Origin of the sequence: Streptomyces sp. NPDC018026, from assembly GCF_044327745.1 — a bacterium.
GTDB lineage: Bacteria > Actinomycetota > Actinomycetes > Streptomycetales > Streptomycetaceae > Streptomyces > Streptomyces rubrogriseus.
On record NZ_JBIRFY010000012.1, the window covers coordinates 195,208 to 212,017 of the forward strand.

General features: G+C 72.5%; 14 protein-coding genes and 1 tRNA gene. 6 read left to right on the forward strand and 9 right to left on the reverse strand.

The window, feature by feature from the left end; genetic code table 11:
* Positions 1-12: 12 nt before the first annotated feature.
* The 8 genes from ACH4D3_RS31050 to galU form a co-directional block, all read right to left on the reverse strand.
* Positions 13-1,776, reverse strand: coding sequence for a hypothetical protein (locus ACH4D3_RS31050; protein WP_398328902.1), 1,764 nt, complete (start codon positions 1,774-1,776; stop codon positions 13-15).
* 216 nt (positions 1,777-1,992) lie between these two features.
* A tRNA-Ala gene (locus tag ACH4D3_RS31055) sits at positions 1,993-2,066 on the reverse strand.
* Positions 2,067-2,121: 55 nt separating this feature from the next.
* Positions 2,122-3,402, reverse strand: coding sequence for a gephyrin-like molybdotransferase receptor GlpR (glpR, locus tag ACH4D3_RS31060; RefSeq protein ID WP_398328905.1), 1,281 nt, complete (start codon positions 3,400-3,402; stop codon positions 2,122-2,124).
* Positions 3,403-3,575: 173 nt separating this feature from the next.
* A complete protein-coding gene (locus ACH4D3_RS31065) occupies positions 3,576-4,238 on the reverse strand; it encodes a GNAT family N-acetyltransferase (protein ID WP_398329057.1) in 663 nt (220 codons plus the stop codon).
* Positions 4,235-4,774, reverse strand: coding sequence for a molybdenum cofactor biosynthesis protein B (locus tag ACH4D3_RS31070; protein WP_398328908.1), 540 nt, complete (start codon positions 4,772-4,774; stop codon positions 4,235-4,237). Before ACH4D3_RS31070 ends, ACH4D3_RS31065 begins: the two co-directional genes overlap by 4 nt.
* Complete coding sequence (moaC, locus tag ACH4D3_RS31075) at positions 4,771-5,283, reverse strand: cyclic pyranopterin monophosphate synthase MoaC (protein WP_061444236.1); 513 nt, start codon at positions 5,281-5,283, stop codon at positions 4,771-4,773. Before moaC ends, ACH4D3_RS31070 begins: the two co-directional genes overlap by 4 nt.
* Positions 5,284-5,369: 86 nt before the next feature.
* Positions 5,370-6,719 (reverse strand): gephyrin-like molybdotransferase Glp, encoded by a 1,350-nt coding sequence (gene glp, locus ACH4D3_RS31080; protein WP_398328911.1) that lies wholly within the window; start codon positions 6,717-6,719, stop codon positions 5,370-5,372.
* Positions 6,716-7,627: a UTP--glucose-1-phosphate uridylyltransferase GalU gene (gene galU / locus ACH4D3_RS31085; protein WP_398328914.1), complete on the reverse strand. Its 912-nt coding sequence runs from the start codon at positions 7,625-7,627 to the stop codon at positions 6,716-6,718. Before galU ends, glp begins: the two co-directional genes overlap by 4 nt.
* A 93-nt stretch (positions 7,628-7,720) precedes the next feature.
* Here galU and ACH4D3_RS31090 point away from each other — a divergent pair, with 93 nt between their 5' ends.
* A complete protein-coding gene (locus tag ACH4D3_RS31090) occupies positions 7,721-8,341 on the forward strand; it encodes a 5-formyltetrahydrofolate cyclo-ligase (protein WP_398328917.1) in 621 nt (206 codons plus the stop codon).
* A gap of 70 nt (positions 8,342-8,411) precedes the next feature.
* On the opposite strand, the gene ACH4D3_RS31095 is transcribed toward ACH4D3_RS31090, so the two are convergent.
* Positions 8,412-11,204 (reverse strand): penicillin acylase family protein, encoded by a 2,793-nt coding sequence (locus ACH4D3_RS31095; RefSeq protein WP_398328920.1) that lies wholly within the window; start codon positions 11,202-11,204, stop codon positions 8,412-8,414.
* 344 nt (positions 11,205-11,548) lie between these two features.
* Here ACH4D3_RS31095 and ACH4D3_RS31100 point away from each other — a divergent pair, with 344 nt between their 5' ends.
* The 5 genes from ACH4D3_RS31100 to ACH4D3_RS31120 all read left to right on the forward strand — a co-directional run bounded on the left by ACH4D3_RS31100 (position 11,549) and on the right by ACH4D3_RS31120 (position 16,737).
* Entirely contained in the window at positions 11,549-13,066 is a 1,518-nt protein-coding gene (locus tag ACH4D3_RS31100) for a potassium/proton antiporter (RefSeq protein WP_398329060.1), read from the forward strand.
* Between the two features lie 248 nt (positions 13,067-13,314).
* Entirely contained in the window at positions 13,315-14,580 is a 1,266-nt protein-coding gene (locus tag ACH4D3_RS31105) for an MFS transporter (RefSeq protein WP_398328922.1), read from the forward strand.
* 67 nt (positions 14,581-14,647) lie between these two features.
* Entirely contained in the window at positions 14,648-14,992 is a 345-nt protein-coding gene (locus tag ACH4D3_RS31110) for an FmdB family zinc ribbon protein (RefSeq protein WP_398328925.1), read from the forward strand.
* Between the two features lie 130 nt (positions 14,993-15,122).
* Positions 15,123-15,995, forward strand: coding sequence for an S-methyl-5'-thioadenosine phosphorylase (locus ACH4D3_RS31115; RefSeq protein ID WP_398328928.1), 873 nt, complete (start codon positions 15,123-15,125; stop codon positions 15,993-15,995).
* A 262-nt stretch (positions 15,996-16,257) separates the two neighbouring features.
* Positions 16,258-16,737 (forward strand): hypothetical protein, encoded by a 480-nt coding sequence (locus tag ACH4D3_RS31120; protein WP_398328931.1) that lies wholly within the window; start codon positions 16,258-16,260, stop codon positions 16,735-16,737.
* Positions 16,738-16,810: the final 73 nt, after the last annotated feature.

Here is a 16,810-nt window from a genome sequence, read left to right on the forward strand (position 1 = left end):
GCGCGGCCGGTGTCAGGCCGCGGTGCCCGCCCTGCGACGGCGCGCGACGACGAACAGCGCGCCGCCCGCGGCAAGGGCGAGGGCCGCTCCGGCGGAGGCGAGCAGAGCGGTGGAGCCGGTAGAGGCGAGCAGTCCGTCGCCCTCGCCGCCCTGGGGCGACTGTCCGCCGGTCGTGCCACCGGTCCCGGTGGTGCCGCCGGTGGTGTCCGAGCCGCCGTCGGTCCCGGTGCCGCCCGTGGTCTGCGAACCGCCGCCCGCAGCGCCCGCGGAGTCCGCGCCGCCGGTGGTGCCCGTACCGCCCGTGGACTCCGAGCCCCCGGTGGTGCCGCCGGTGTCGCCCGTGTCGCCCGGCGTCTCCTCGTCACCCGTGCCGTTGAGCACGATCCAGCCGGTGTCGTTGGACGGGTCGCCCTCCCTCGGGTCCTCGTACTGGGGCAGGAAGATCTTGCCCTTGGCGCCCGGGACGACCTTGTCGATGCGCAGCTTGAACGGGAAGCTCCGCTCGTCGTCCTCCATGAAGGGGGTGTCGGCGAAGCACAGGTACTCGGACGCCGTCCCGGCGTTCATGGGCCGGCAGGGGCTCGGGCTCTCCACGACCGAGGAGCCCTCGGGGATCTGCACGGTGAAACCGATCGGCTCACCGCCCGCGCGCAGCGAACCGAGCCAGGCGGGCCCGTGGTTGCTCAGGCCGATGTCGACGGTGACGGTCTCGCCCTGCTCGCCCTCGACGCGCGCCCCGGTGAGGTCGAAGTCGTACTTGTTCCCGGTGGCCAGGTCGATCTCGGTGTACTTGGTGTACTCGCCGCTCTGGCCGCCCCCGGCCGGCTTCAGGGTGAGCGTCCGGCCGGACCCCTGCCGGTGGTCGGCGCCCGCGCGCAGTGCGCCCGCGCCCTCGGCGCCGATCGCGTCGAAGCCGTAGCTGAAGATGTCGCCGAGCGCGAAGTCCGCGGTCTTCACGGCGATCGGCTCGCTCAGTTCGTAGGCCGTGCCGGGCGCGAAGTCGCCCTCGAAGGTGCACAGGGCGACCTGGCGGTAGCGGATCAGGTTGTCCTTGTTCTCCTCGGCGTACGAGCAGTTGTCGTACGAGTCGGGGAAGGAGAGGCCGCGGCTGCCGGTGAAGCGGAGCACGACGCCGTGGGCCGGCATGCCGCCGACGTTGCGGAAGCCGAGCGGGGCCCGGTAGGTGTCGCCGGCCTCGAAGCCCGCGGGCTGGGCGGGGAGCTTCTTCCCGAGCAGCTCCGGGCCGCCGACCAGCACGTCGACGGTGTGCTCGTTGAACGCCAGGCCCTCGCCCTCGCCGGTGACCTTGACCACGCCGTGGTCCCCGGCCTCGGCGGAGTCCAGCGGGTCGAGCCGGACGCTCCAGTACGGGTTGTAACTGGCGCCCGGGTAGAGGCTGCTCTCCTGGCAGACCGCGACCAGGCCGTCCACGTCGCAGGACCGCGGCAGGCCGACCTTGGCGAAGCCCTTGAGCGCGGTGGCGTCGATGGTGACCTTGTAGCCGCTGTTGGGGATCGGCTCCGGGTCCGTGTCGCTGTCCGGGTCGTACTCCCCCGGGCCGGTGATCCCGAGCCCGATCTGCGGCTCCCCGGGCTCGCCCTCGGCCCCGTCGAGCGCCAGGTCCACCCGGTCCGTGCCGGTGATCGTGACGGGCAGCGGCGCCTGCCCGTCCGCCGCGTGGGCGACGCCGGCCAGTCCGGCCGCGGCGAGCCCGGCCGCCGCCGCGCCGGCCACTGCCGCACGCGCCCAGGGCGAGTGCAGGGAGCTAGGTCTCATGGTGTGCTTCTTCCGTTCCCCAGACGACGAGAAGGTGCCACTGCGTGACACCGCGCACAGGTGACCCGCGGGAAACGCCCAAGGTTGCGCTGTACATGATCACGGATGCGTCTCGGAGGCGCGGACGAGGCCAGGACCAGGACCATGGCCAGGGCCGGGAAACGACGAAGGTCCCGTCCGATCGTGATGATCGGACGGGACCTTCGTCAATGTGCGTGGACCTGTGGGGATTTGAACCCCAGACCCCCTCGATGCGAACGAGGTGCGCTACCAGACTGCGCCACAGGCCCTTGCAACGAGTGAAACTCTAGCACCCCGTCCGGCCTGCTCAAAAATCGCTTACGGCTACTCGTTGGCCGCGCGGGGGCGGTCACCGTCGTCGTACTGGTCGAAGAGCGGTGTGCGGCCGCGCTCCCTGGCCCGGCGGGCCGACGCGGCACGGCGGGCACCGCTGCGGCCCGGGGTCTCCGGACGCTCCTCGGCCGGTGCGTGCGCGTCTGCGTGCGCCGCTGCGTCCGCCGGGCGGTCCCGGTCCGCGCCGGAGGGCCGGGCGGTGTCGTCCTGGTCGGGCGCGACGGCCGAGGAGCGCGCCGAGCTCCAGGCGTCCGGCGCCGTGAGGTCCACGTCGGGCGTGGCGCGGGGGGCGACCGGGGCGGTCACGTAGGTGGGCAGCGGCACCGGCACCGGGTCCCAGCTGTCGCCCTGCGGGCGCCCCCGGCGCTCCCGCTGCTGGTCGACCCATTCTGCGTGGTCGGTCTGCTCGACCAGGGCGCGCCGGTCCGCGGCGAGCGCGGACATTCCGGCGCCGGACTCCGTCTCGGGTCCGTCGTCCGGCTCCTCGGCGTCGAGGTCGCCGACGGTGCCGGGAGCGGCGGGGGCGGGTCCGCGCCGGCGCGGGCGGGGGTCTCGGTCGCGCAGTCGCTGTGCGGCGGCCTCGGCCTGGCGGCGGTCCATCTGGAAGGCGAAGCGCCGGCGCTCCTGCGCCCGCAGATGGGCGATGTAGGCGCTGAGCAGCACCGCGGGCACCCCCGGTGCCCACAGGAACGCGAGCCCGCCGACCGCCGCGACGACCGAGCCGAGCGTGAAGGCCAGGAACAGCATCACGGTGGTACGCCGGCGGCGGGCGAGCGCCTTGCTGCGCCGGGCCCGTGCCGCGGCCCCCGGTGAGACGGGTGCGCGGCGCGCCTGCGGCACCCGCCCCCGCGCCGGTGCCGCGCCGGATCCGGCCTGGCGGCCGGGTTCCGCGGAGTGTCCGGGTCTCGGACCGTCCTCGGGTCCGCCCGACCGCGGGCGCGCCGTCTCGGGCCGCTCCGCCGCCTGCCGGGGCGGGGTCGGCCGGGTGTGCCGTCGGGTCCTGGACACGGCGAAGGCCCGGACGTCCACCGAATCGGTGACGGCGTCCGGGGCGTCGGCGTCGGGCCCCGCCTCGTCGGCGGAGCGCGACCGCAGGTCCTTGGCGTACCGGCGTTCCATGCCCGCCCGTCCGGACAGGAGCCGGATGGCGGTGCTGAAGCGTTCGGTCGGACGGGCCTCGTTCAGCTCGTCCTGCCTACGGAGCCACATCGGCACCAAGTAGGCGGCCCAGGCCCCGACGATGACTGCGTAGATGAGGCCGCTGCTGCTCACGCCTCACACGGTAGAGGGGTTTGCGTGAGGCCATCCGCCAATTGAGCCGGTGTGTCGCACGATCTGGCTGATATTTCGAACTTTTCTTGTGACCGATCCGATCAGCCGACTGCCAGGACCGCGAAATTATCCGCTTCGGGACGGTCACGGCCCGATCAATTTCGAACGTTTATTCAATTCCCGGTGTTGCCGGTGCTGCCGCTGTTCCCCGCGTTGGGGGTACTGCGGTGCCGTGACCGGTGCCATCGCCGCAGCAGTCCTTCCGGAACCTCTTCCGCGGTGAGTGCGAAGACGAGATGGTCCCGCCAGGCTCCGTCGATGTGCAGATATCGCGGCCTCAGACCCTCCTCGCGGAATCCGAGTTTCTCCACGACCCGGCGGCTGGGCGCGTTCTCGGGGCGAATGCAGACCTCGACGCGGTGCAGTCCGACGGTGCGGAAACAGTGGTCCACGGCCAGCGCCACGGCCGTCGGCATCACCCCGCGGCCGGCCACCGCCTCGTCCACCCAGTAGCCGACGTGTCCGGAGCACATCGAGCCCCAGGTGATGCCGGCCACCGTCAACTGGCCGACCAGCCGCCCCTGGTACTCGATGACGAACGGCAGCATCCGCCCCGCGTGGGCCTCGGAGCGCAGGTGCCGCACCATCTGGCGGTAGGTCGGCCGGTGCGCGATCGGGCCGCCGGGCCCGGGCGGCGGGATGGTGGCCTCCCACGGGCGCAGCCAGTCCCGGTTGCGCCGGTTGACCTCGCGCCAGGTCCGCTGGTCGCGCAGCCTTATCGGCCTCAGGACGATGTCGCCGTCCGTCAGCTCGGCGGGCCAGGACGGGCCGTTCAGCTCGCACCCCCACCGGTGGCGGGTCTCGGGTGGTCGCCGCCGCGGAGCTGGTCCACGGCGTGCTTCAGCAGCGGCTCCAGTACCGCGAGACCGTCCTTCACCCCGCCGGAGGAGCCCGGCAGGTTGACGATCAGCGTCTCCCGCGCCACTCCGGCCAGTCCCCTGGAGAGCGCGGCGGTCGGCACCTTGTCCCGGCCGTACGCCCGGATCGCCTCCGCGATGCCCGGGACCTCGTGGTCGATCACCGCGCGGGTCGCCTCCGGGGTGCGGTCGGTGGGCGAGATGCCGGTGCCGCCGGTGGTGACGATCACGTCGTAGCCCGCTTCGGCGCCCGCGCGCAGGGCGGCCTCCACGGGGTCGCCGTCGGGCACGACCTGCGGGCCGTCGACGTCGAAGCCGAAGCGGCGCAGGCCCTCGGCGATCAGGGGCCCGCCCTTGTCCTCGTAGACACCGGAGGCGGCCCGGTTGGACGCCGTGACCACCAGGGCGGCGTACGGCCCGAGGAGGGCGCCTCCCACGTCGGCGTCCGGCGTCATGACCGGTTCCAGTCGCCGGACTTGCCGCCCGTCTTCTGCTCCACCCGCACGTCCGTGATGACCGCTCCCTTGTCGACCGCCTTGACCATGTCGACCACGGTGAGCGCGGCGACGGAGACCGCGGTGAGCGCCTCCATCTCGACGCCCGTGCGATCCGTCGTCTTCACCGTGGCGGTGATCTCCACGGCGTCGTCCGCGACCGACAGGTCCAGTTTCACACCGGAGACCGACAACGGGTGGCACAACGGGATCAGGTCGGGGGTGCGCTTGGCGCCCATGATGCCCGCGATCCGCGCGGTGGCCAGGGCGTCGCCCTTCGGTACGCCCTCGCCGCGCAGCAGCTCGACCACGCGGGGCGCGACGAGGACGCGTCCACTGGCGCGGGCGGTGCGCGCGGTCACGTCCTTGCCGGACACGTCGACCATCCGGGCGGCGCCCGCCTCGTCGATGTGCGTCAGCCGGTCCTGCGGGTCCTGTCCGCTCCCGGACGGCCGGTCCTGGGTACTCATGCTCGTGTGGCGCTCCCGGTCCTGGCCCGGCGCGGGGCGGCGCGTGGGCCTGCTGTGCGCGACACGCTACCGCCATCGGGCACCGCTCAGCCGAGCAGGACCACCTCGACCTCGGTGCCGGGCTCTACGGACTCGGTGTCCTCGGGGACGACGATCAGGGCGTTCGCCTGCGCGAGGGCGGCCACGAGATGCGAGCCGGAACCGCCCACCGGGGTGACCGAACCGCCGTCGTGGCTGCCCCGCAGGAACTGCCTGCGGCCCTTCGGCGAGGTCAGCGCCTTGTCCGCGGCCAGGGACGCGGTGACCGTCGGACGGTGCACGTCGGGCAGCCCCATGAGGGTACGGATCGCGGGGCGCACGAACAGCTCGAAGGAGACGTACGACGACACCGGGTTGCCGGGCAGGGCCAGCAGCGGGGTGTGGTCGGGGCCGATCGAGCCGAAGCCCTGGGGCTTGCCGGGCTGCATGGCGAGCTTGCGGAAGTCCACGCCGCCGCCCGGCTCGTCCTCGTCGCCGACGTGTGCCAGCGCCTCCTTGACCACGTCGTACGCCCCTACGCTCACCCCGCCGGTGGTGACCATCAGGTCGGCGCGCACCAGTTGGTCCTCGATGGTGGACCGCAGGGTGTCGGCGTCGTCGGTGACGGCGCCCACCCGGTAGGCGATGGCACCGGCGTCGCGGGCGGCCGCGGTGAGGGCGAAGCTGTTGGAGTCGTAGATCTGACCGGACGCCAGCTGTTCGTCGGGCTGGACGAGTTCGCTGCCGGTGGAGAGCACCACCACGCGCGGGCGCGGGCGCACCCGTACCGTGCCCCGGCCGATCGCGGCCAGCAGGCCGATCTGCGGGGGGCCGAGGACGGTGCCCGCCGCCAGGGCGCGGTCGCCGGAGCGGACGTCGCTGCCCTTCGCGCGTACGTGCGCGCGTTCCTCGGCCGGCCGGTACACGTGCACATGGCCCTCGGCGCCCTCCGGGGCCAGGCTGCGGGCGCGCATTCCGGCCACCGGTCCCTCGCCCAGCCCGCCGTCGGTCCACTCCACGGGCACGACGGCCTCCGCGCCGGGCGGCAGTGGGGCGCCGGTCATGATGCGGGCGGCCTGGCCGGGGCCGACGGACGGCGCCTCGGCCTGGCCGGCGGCGACGTCCCCGACGACCTCCAGGACGGCGGGGAACTCCTCGCTGGCGCCCGCGACGTCGGTGACCCGCACCGCGTACCCGTCCATGGAGCTGTTGTCGAACGGCGGCAGCGACAGCGGCACCGTGACGTCGTCCACCAGCACGCAGCCCTGGGCGTCGAGCAGGTTCAGCTCGATGGGGTCCAGGGGGCGGACGGTAGCGAGGACGTCGTCCAGGTGGTCCTGCACCGACCACAGCCGGTCCGGGCCGGGGCCCGGGGCGGCGTGGTCGTGGCCGGTGTCACGGTGCGCGCTGCTGCTCAACGTCCCTGCATCTCCTCGGCTACGTAACTGCGAAGCCAGGTCCGGAAGTCCGGGCCCAGGTCTTCACGTTCGCATGCGAGGCGGACAATGGCACGCAGGTAGTCGCCGCGGTCGCCGGTGTCATAGCGGCGGCCCTTGAAGACGACGCCGTGCACCGGGCCGCCGACGGACTCGTCCTCGGCCAGCTGCTGGAGGGCGTCGGTCAGCTGGATCTCGCCGCCGCGGCCGGGCTCGGTCGTGCGGAGTATGTCGAAGACGTGCGGGTCGAGGACGTAGCGGCCGATGATGGCGTAGTTGGACGGGGCGTCGGCCGGGTCCGGCTTCTCGACCAGTCCGCCGACCTTGACCACGTCGCTGTCCGCGGTGGCCTCCACGGCCGCGCAGCCGTAGAGGTGGATCTGCTCCGGCGCGACCTCCATGAGGGCGATCACGCTGCCGCCGTACTGCTCCTGGACGTCGATCATGCGCTGGAGCAGGGGGTCGCGCGGGTCGATCAGGTCGTCGCCGAGCAGGACCGCGAAGGGCTCGTGGCCGACGTGCGGGGCGGCGCACAGCACGGCGTGGCCGAGGCCCTTGGGGTCGCCCTGGCGGACGTAGTGCATCATCGCGAGGTCGCTGGATTCCTGGACCTTGGCCAGGCGGCTCGCGTCGCCCTTCTTCTGAAGGGCGGACTCCAGTTCGTAGTTGCGGTCGAAGTGGTCCTCCAGGGGGCGCTTGTTGCGGCCCGTGACCATGAGGACGTCGCCGAGGCCCGCGGCCACGGCCTCTTCGACCACGTACTGGATCGCCGGCTTGTCGACGACGGGCAGCATCTCCTTGGGAGTGGCCTTGGTGGCCGGCAGGAACCGGGTACCGAGACCGGCTGCGGGGATGACAGCCTTGCTGATCCTGTGGTGGGACTGAGTCATGCGCGCCACCATATCCGGTGCCTATAGGGAGAATCTGTGACTCGGGATCATAGGCGCTCATATGAGCGCATTAGCGCGGTACGGGAGTCACCGATGCCCCATCAGGGCCCTGTGGACGAACATGACAAGCGGACGTTGCGGCGGGATTTCCTCGCGGCGAGGAACAGGTTGACGCCGGATGACGTGCGGGAATCCGCGGACGCGCTGGCCCGGCGGGCACTCGGACTGCCGGAGGTCGCGGGGGCGCGCGCGGTGGCCGCGTACGTCTCCGTGGGCGCCGAGCCGGGCACCCTCGCGCTCCTGGACGCGCTGCGCGCGCGGGGGGTGCGCGTGCTGCTGCCCGCGCTGCTGCCGGACAACGACCTGGACTGGGGCGAGTACACCGGGGAGGACTCCCTCGCGCGCGTGCGCCACGGCGGGCGGATGGAGCTGTTCGAGCCCGCCGGTGAGCGGCTGGGGCCGGAGGCGGTGACGCGGGCGGACGTCGTGCTGCTGCCGGGGGTCGCGGTGGACGGCCGCGGTCTGCGCCTGGGGCGCGGGGGCGGCTCCTACGACCGGGTGCTGGCCCGGCTGGCAGCGGCGGGCGCGCGCCCCGCGCTGCTGGTGCTGCTCTACGACCGGGAGGTCGTCGCGCACGTCCCCGCGGAGCCGCACGACCGGCCGGTGGACGCCGTGGTGACGCCGTCGGGGGTGCGCAGGTTCCACCGACACTGACCGGGCTGCCGACGGGAAACGGCCTCCACGCGCGCGTGGAGGCCGTTCTCGTGCGACGGGGACGGTGCGGCTACGGCTTGAGCACCAGCGTGTCACTCGTGCTCTCGTCGACGGCCTTCTTCGAGAAGGACCACGGCAGCAGTTCGCCGTTCGCCCACTTGTCGGTCTGGTCCGTGTAGTGGGCGCTGTAGGCGTGCCCGGAGGCGCCGGTGAGGTTGATCCAGCGGGACTTGTCGAGGTCGCCGAGGTTGACCACCATCCGCATGGACGGCACCCAGATCACCCCGTAGCCGCCGGCCGCGTTCCAGCCGGAGGCGTTGACCGCCGCCTCGCCGCCGCTGAGCTTCCACGGGCCGCGGTTGAGGGCGTACTTCAGGAAGCCGGGACCCTCGGTGCCCAGGGTCTGGTTCTTCAGGAACAGGCGGTGCAGGCGGCCCCAGTTCCAGGAGTCGATGTCCTTGCCGAGCTTGGCGGTCAGCTCCCAGCGGGCGTCGATCATGGCGCGCTTGAACAGGTCGTCGCGGTTGTGGTCGGCGCCCTTGCGGGTGCCGTTGGCCGGCGTCGTCCACCAGTCGCTCTTGGGCTTCTCCATCAGCGTGCGGACCACCTCGAACCAGCGGTCGCCGCCGTCCGGCTGCGCCTGGTCCGCGTCGCGCTGGCCGCATTCGCGGACCTTGTTGGTCTCGTCCGCGGGGCCGGTGGTGTTGACCGGGTCGACCCACAGGCACTGGCCCTCGACCCGCAGCTCCTTGGGCAGCTTGTTGCCGAAGGCGAGCTTGAGGATGTTGCGCCAGACCGCGTTGAAGTAGGCGGCGGCGGCCGAGTCGGCGTCCTGGGTGTAGTCCCAGCCCTCCAGCAGCTTCTGCGCCTCGCGGACGTCCTTGTCGGCGATGTCGATCTTCAGCAGCTGGGGCACGAGCAGCTTGGCCATCTCGCTGCTGTTGTCCAGCTGCATCTGGCGCATGTCGTCGGTGGAGATCTTGCCGCCGTCCTTGATCTTCTGCTCGATCAGGGAGGTGATGCGCTGGCTGCGGGCGCCGTAGCCCCAGTCCGTGGTGAGCGTGTACGGGTACTTGTCCGGGTCGACGACGGCCTGGTTGGCGGTCACGATGTAACCGCGCTCCGGGTCGTACTCGTAGGGCAGCTCGTCCTGGTCGATGTACTGGCCGGTCCAGCGGAACTTCGGGTCCCAGCCCGGCGCCGGGACGGAGCCGTCGTGGCCCTCGGCGCGCACCGGGATCCGGCCCGGCAGCGTGTAGCCGATGTGCTCCTCGTCGGCGTAGACCAGGTTCTGCGAGGGCACGTCGAACAGCGTGGCGGCCTCGCGGAAGTCGTCCCAGTTCCGCGCCCGGTCGATGGCGAAGACGGCGTCCATGGAGGTGCCCGCCTCGAGCGCGGTCCAGCGCAGCGCGACGCCGTACCCGTCGCCGCGGTCGGGGGCGGCGGTCTCGACGGTGGCCTTCTTGCCGGTCTTCACCAGCTCGTCGTCGCGGTCGGAGAGCAGGGGGCCGTTGTTCGTCTCACGGACGACGATCTTCTTGGAGTCGCCGCCGGCGACCTTGATGGTCTCCTCGCGCGTCTCGAAGGGGACCACCTTGCCGTCGTACTGGTAGCCCTCGCCGGTGATCTTCTCCAGGTAGAGGTCGGTGACGTCGGCGCCGGAGTTGGTCAGGCCCCAGGCGATCTCCTGGTTGTGGCCGACGACCACGCCGGGCATGCCCGCGAAGGTGTAGCCGGCGACGTCGTACCGGCACTTGTCGGAGACGGTGCGGCAGTGCAGGCCCATCTGGTACCAGACGGACGGCAGGGACGGCGACAGGTGCGGGTCGTTGGCCAGCAGCGGCTTGCCGGTGATGGTGTGCTTGCCGGAGACGACCCACGAGTTGGAGCCGATGCCGTTGCCGTTCACGCCGACGGCGGTGGGGACGTTGTCCAGGACGTTCTGGAGGCCGGCCAGCTGGCCCTCCAGAGCGCTGCCCGAGCCGGTACCCGTGCCCGTGCCGGTACCTGTGCCGGTGCCGGTGCCTGTGCCCGTGCCGTCGCTCTCGTCGCCGCCCGACGCGCCGCCGCCGTCGAACGTCTCGGTCAGCTCGTCGTACTGGCCCTCCTGGACGATCGCCTTGTTGCGGCCGTACGGGTAGGCCGGGTAGAGGTCGGCGATCTGCTCGGGGCCCAGGCGGCTGGTCATCAGCGCGCGGTCGACCTCGTCCTGCATGTTGCCGCGCAGGTCCCAGGCCATCGCCTTCAGCCAGGCCACCGAGTCGACCGGGGTCCACTCCTGGGGCTTGTAGTCGTTGGTGAACCCGAGGGCCGCGTACTCCAGGGAGATGTCCGCGCCGTCCTTGCCCTTCAGGTAGGCGTTGACGCCCTTGGAGTACGCCTGGAGGTACTTCTTCGTGGAGTCCGAGAGCTTCTCGTCGTACTCCTTCTTCGCCACCCGGTGCCAGCCCAGCGTGCGCAGGAACTCGTCGTTGTCGATCTGGCTCTTGCCGAACATCTCCGACAGGCGCCCGGCGGTCATGTGCCGGCGGACGTCCATCTCGTAGAACCGGTCCTGCGCCTGGACGTAGCCCTGGGCCATGAACAGGTCCTCCTCGGTGGAGGCGTAGACCTGCGGGATGCCGTACCCGTCGCGCTTGACGTCGACCGGGCCCGACAGGCCGTCCAGCGTGATCGAGCCCTTGGTCTGCGGGAAGGACGCCCGGACCGTGCTGATCGACCAGTACGCCCCGTAGGCGAGGCCGCCGATGAGTGCCAGGACCAGCACGAGGACGAGCAGGCGGCCCTTGCGCCCCTTGCGCCCCTTCTTCCTGCCGGACGTGCCGGCCTGCTGACCCGTGGAGGCGGTGGTGGTGGGGGGCATCGCTGTCCTTGCTGTCCTAACACGAGCGGCAGGGGCGGGCTGTGCTTCGTACGGAGCGCCGGGCGCTGAACGCCGAACGCTGGAGCAACTCTAGGCGCAGGCCCGGCTCCGCCTTGACGCGGAGTCGGGTACACGGACGCACGGGCGTTCGATCTTGCCAAGCCGAGCGTCAAGAAAGCGTCAAGAGTTAGGTAAGGTAACGAAGTAGTTGCCCGCAGAGCGTGGCGGTTTCGTGTGCCATGGGGTGGTGCGCCGGTGGACCACCGGGGCTCGCCTCGCGCGCCGAGCGGGCGCGCTCGACCGCGCTGTGATCCACGCGGTGCGCCAGGGAAAGGGAACGGCCGCTGACTGTCCACCACCTCAACCAGCTCCTGCTCGTCTGCTCGCTCGTCCTGCTCATCGCCGTGGCGGCGGTCCGGATCTCCTCGCGCAGCGGGCTTCCCAGCCTGCTCGTCTACCTGGCCATCGGCGTCGCCATGGGCCAGGACGGCATCGGCGACATCAAGTTCGACAACGCCGAACTGGTCCAGGTCATCGGCTACGGGGCCCTGGTCGTGATCCTGGCCGAGGGTGGACTCGGCACGAAGTGGAAGGAGGCGAAACCGGCGCTCCCGGCCGCCTCCGCGCTGGCGCTGGGCGGCGTCGCGGTGAGCGTCGGCGTGACCGCGGCGGGCGCGCACTACCTCACCGGGCTGGAGTGGCGGCAGGCACTGATCGTCGGGGCCGTCGTCTCCTCCACGGACGCCGCGGCCGTCTTCTCCGTGCTGCGCCGGATTCCGCTGCCCAAGCGGATAACGGGCACGCTGGAGGCCGAGTCCGGCTTCAACGACGCCCCGGTGGTCATCCTCGTGGTCGCCTTCTCCGCGGCGGGACCGATCGAGCATTGGTACGTGCTCATCGGCGAGATCGCCCTGGAGCTGGCCATCGGCGCGGCCATCGGACTCGCGGTCGGCTGGCTCGGGTCGTGGGGGCTGAAGCACGTGGCGCTGCCCGCCTCCGGCCTCTATCCCATCGCCGTCATGTCGATCGCCATCGCCGCCTACGCGGCCGGTGCGATGGCCCACGGCAGTGGCTTCCTGGCCGTCTACCTCGCCTCGATGGTCATGGGCAACGCGCGGCTGCCGCACTGGCCCGCCACCCGGGGCTTCGCCGACGGACTCGGCTGGCTCGCCCAGATCGGCATGTTCGTCCTGCTCGGCCTGCTGGTCACCCCGCACGAACTGGGCGACGACATCCTGCCCGCCCTGGTCATCGGGCTGGTGCTCACCATGGTGGCGCGCCCGCTGAGCGTCGTGCTGTGCCTGGTGCCCTTCCGGGTGCCGTGGCAGGAGCAGGCCCTGATGTCCTGGGCCGGGCTGCGCGGCGCGGTGCCCATCATCCTGGCGACGATCCCCATGGTCGAGGGCGTCGCGGGCAGCCACCGCATCTTCAACATCGTCTTCGTGCTGGTCGTCGTCTACACCCTGGTGCAGGGCCCGACGCTGCCGTGGCTGGCCCGCAAGCTGCGCCTGGGCACGGGCGACGAGGCGGCCGACCTCGGCATCGAGTCGGCGCCCCTGGAACGGCTGCGCGGGCACCTGCTGTCCGTGACGATCCCCGAGGGTTCCAAGATGCACGGCGTCGAGGTCAACGAGCTGCGGCTGCCCACCGGGGCCGCCGTCACGCTGGTCGTCCGCGACGGGACGTCCTTCGTACCGCTGCCGACCACGGGGCTGCGCCGCGGCGACGAACTCCTGGTGGTCGCCACCGACCCGGTGCGGGACGCCGCCGAGGCGCGGCTGCGCGCGGTCGGCCACGGCGGCAAGCTGGCCGGCTGGCTGGGCACCTCGGGCGGCGAGAGCCCCCGCGGCAATCGCAGGTGAGCGTGCGAGGGGTGCTCCCTTTCACAGGCCGCCCCTCCCCCGCCCCCTGTACGATGAAGGCCGCACCTGATCGAACCACCTCTGTCTGAAGCAGAGCTGGCGCGACCGTATGGCGGTCGGATCGCCCCCTCGTCCACGTGGGCTCCGGCATCTACCGCAGTCCGCGCAAGTGGACAGCTCTCGGCGCTCCCACACGACGACCGTCACGAAGCGGGACCGCGCTACCAGGCGGCAGAAAGGCACGGGCCGTGGCATCCACGGTCACCCGTCCGGGATACGGGCAGCTGCTGCGCACCCGCGGCGCCTGGACGTTCCTGCTCCCCGGCTTCGCGGCACGCCAGCCGTTCGCCATGCTGACGCTCTCCATCGTGCTGCTGGTGCAGCACACCACCGGCTCCTACGGCGTCGCGGGCGCCGCCGCGGCCGTCACCGGCGTCTCCATGGCCGTGTTCGCCCCGTACAGCGGCCGGCTCGCCGACCGCTACGGGCAGCGCGCCGTCCTGCTGCCCGGCGTGCTCGTGCACGCGGCGTCCGGGCTGACCCTGACCGTCCTCGCGCTCGCGGACGCGCCCCTGTGGGCGCTGTTCCTGGCGGCGGTGCCCACCGGCGCCTCGGTGCCGCAGGTCGGGCCCATGGTGCGGGCCCGCTGGGCCGTGAAGCTCAAGGACTCCCCGCTGATGAGCACGGCGGCCGCCTTCGAGTCCGTCACCGACGAGCTGACCTTCGTCCTCGGCCCCCTGGTGGCAACCGCCCTGTGCACCGCCGTCGACCCGGCCGCGGGCCTGGTCACGGAGGCCGCGCTCACCCTGGTGGGCGGCCTGCTGTTCGCCGCCCGGCGGAGCACCGAGCCGAAGGTCGGCGACGCCGACGGCGGGCACGCGCGCGTGGAGCACGTTTCCGCGCTGCGGGTGCCCGGCGTGCGGGTGCTGATCGTCGCCTTCCTGGGCATCGGTTCCGTCTTCGGCGGCATGCAGGTGTCGCTGGCCGCGTTCACCGAGTCCATCGGCGAGCCCGGTCTCAACGGCGTCCTGTACGGCGTCTTCGCGGCGGGCAACATGGTCTCCGGCCTGGCCTGCGGCGCCATCGCCTGGAAGGTGGCCCCGCAGCGGCGCCTCCTGATCGGCTACGCCGCCCTGGCGCTGACCGCGTCAGGGCTGTGGGCCGCGTACTCGGTGCTCGTACTGGCGGGCCTCGGCCTGCTGGTCGGCATGTGCGTGGCGCCCGCCATCGTCACCGGCTACACCCTGGTCGAGGGCCTGGTCCCGGCGGGCGCCCGCACCGAGGCCTTCACCTGGCTGACCGGCGCCGTCGCGCTGGGCCAGGCGGCGGCCGTGACCGTCGCCGGACAGCTGGAGGACCGGTTGCGGGACGGCGCCGGGTTCCTGGTGCCGATGGGCGGCACGGTCCTCGCGCTGGCGGTCCTGGTGGCGCTCCGGTCGCGGCTGGCGACCCGGTCCCACGGCCGCACCGTCGCACGTGGTGTCGGTCACCGCGCGCCCGCCACAGTGGACTGATCCCGCGGAATAGGTCACTATGGACCGTCGTTAGCACTCATCGAGTGAGAGTGCCAGGAGGAAGACAGTGCCGACGTACCAGTACCAGTGCACCGAGTGCGGCGAGGGCCTCGAGGCGGTGCAGAAGTTCACCGACGACGCCCTCACCGAGTGCCCGAACTGCCAGGGCCGCCTGAAGAAGGTGTTCTCGGCGGTCGGCATCGTCTTCAAGGGCTCCGGCTTCTACCGCAACGACAGCCGCGGCAGCTCGTCGAGCAGCTCGCCGGCGTCGTCGTCCTCGAAGACGGCCTCGTCCTCGGCTTCGTCGTCGTCCTCGGACTCGGGTTCGTCCTCGTCGTCCTCCGCGTCCTCGTCGGGATCCGGTTCGTCGTCGGGTTCCGGCAGCTCCTCCGCGGGCAGCACCGCCGCGTAGCACCCGGCCGCCACCGTCGCGCGGAAGCCGGTTCCTTCCCTTCCGCCGCGCGGGACCCACTTCTTACGAGACCCTGTCGTCCCCCGACGACGGGGTCCTCGGCGTTGTGCCGGGCGGTTAGGGTGCGGGCATGGCGAACAAGGTGAAGGCCGGGAACGGGCAGGCCCAGAACGAGCGGGTCGAGATCGGCGTGATCGGGGGCTCGGGTTTCTACTCGTTCCTCGACGACGTGACCGAGGTCCGGGTGGACACCCCGTACGGGCCGCCCAGCGACTCCCTCTTCCTCGGCGAGGTCGCCGGCCGGCGGGTCGCCTTCCTCCCCCGGCACGGTCGCGGCCACCATCTGCCGCCGCACCGGATCAACTACCGGGCCAACCTGTGGGCGCTGCGCTCGGTGGGCGCCCGCCAGGTCTTCGGCCCGTGTGCGGTCGGCGGCCTGCGCCCCGAGTACGGGCCGGGCACGCTGCTGGTGCCGGACCAGTTCGTCGACCGCACCGCGTCCCGCCCGTCGACCTACTTCGACGGGCTGCCGCTGCCCGACGGCACGGTGCCCAACGTGGTGCACGTGTCGCTGGCCGACCCGTACTGCCCCACCGGGCGGGCCGCCGCGCTGAAGGCGGCCCGGGGACGGGACTGGGAACCGGTGGACGGCGGCACCCTGGTCGTGGTCGAGGGACCCCGTTTCGGGACCCGCGCGGAGTCCCTGTGGCACCGGGCGCAGGGCTGGTCGGTGGTGGGGATGACCGGCCACCCGGAGGCGGCGCTCGCCCGTGAGCTGGAGCTCTGCTACACCTCGCTGACCCTGGTGACCGACCTCGACGCCGGCGCGGAGAGCGGCGAGGGCGTCTCGCACGAGGAGGTGCTGCGGGTGTTCGCGGCGAACGTGGACCGGCTGCGGGGCGTCCTGTTCGACGCGGTGGCCGCGCTGCCGGCGTCCGGGGAGCGGGACTGCCCGTGCGGGGCGGCGCTGGGCGGAATGGATCCCGGGATCGCGCTGCCGTAGGGGTGCGGAGGGCCGCAAGCCCGAAGCCCGGGGAACGCCACGTTCCGGTGAGGGAGTTGTCCACAACCGGTCCGTGCTCCACGGGCTTCGGCGGGACGCGGCGACAGGCCCCATCGTGGGAGCGCAAGCCGGTCCCTCGTCACAGGTGGTGGTCCCCGTGTTCCGTCCCGCCCTGTCCTCCCCCTCCCCATCCCCCTCCCCGTTTTCCTTTCCCTCCCCGTTCCCGCTTCCGCCCGGCACCGATGCGCCGCCCACCTGCGAGGTGCCGCAGTTCGCCCCCGTGCGGGTGCGCGGCGGACGTCATCGGCTGCACCGGCTGGTACGGCACCGGCGGCGGGCCCTGGCCGCCGGGCTCGTGGTCACCGCCGCCGCACTGGTGGCGGCGGGCCCGCATCCGGGGGCCGGCGGGCAGGACGCGCGGCGGGCACGCGGACATCCGGTGGCCGATCCGGTGGGTGAGCGGCCCGGCACCCGGTTCGTGGCGGCGCCGGTGCGGATCGCCGACGCGGCCACGGTGCGGCTGCTCAGGCCGGGCGACCGGGTCGACGTCGTGGCGGCCGGGGACGGCGGTGCGGACGACGCATCGGTGATCGCGCGCGGGGTGCGGGTGACGAAGGTGCCGGAGCCCGTGGCGGATCCGGCGGCGGGCGGGGCGCTGGTCGTCGTCTCGGTGCCGCGCGCCACCGCCCACCGGCTGGTCGGCGCCGGTACCACGGAGCGGTTGGCGGTGACCCTGTGCTGAGCCCGTCAAGTCCCTCGTTCGTGGGATCGGATTGGACAGGACGGCCCAACGCTGTCGTAGGTTGCGGAGCGTT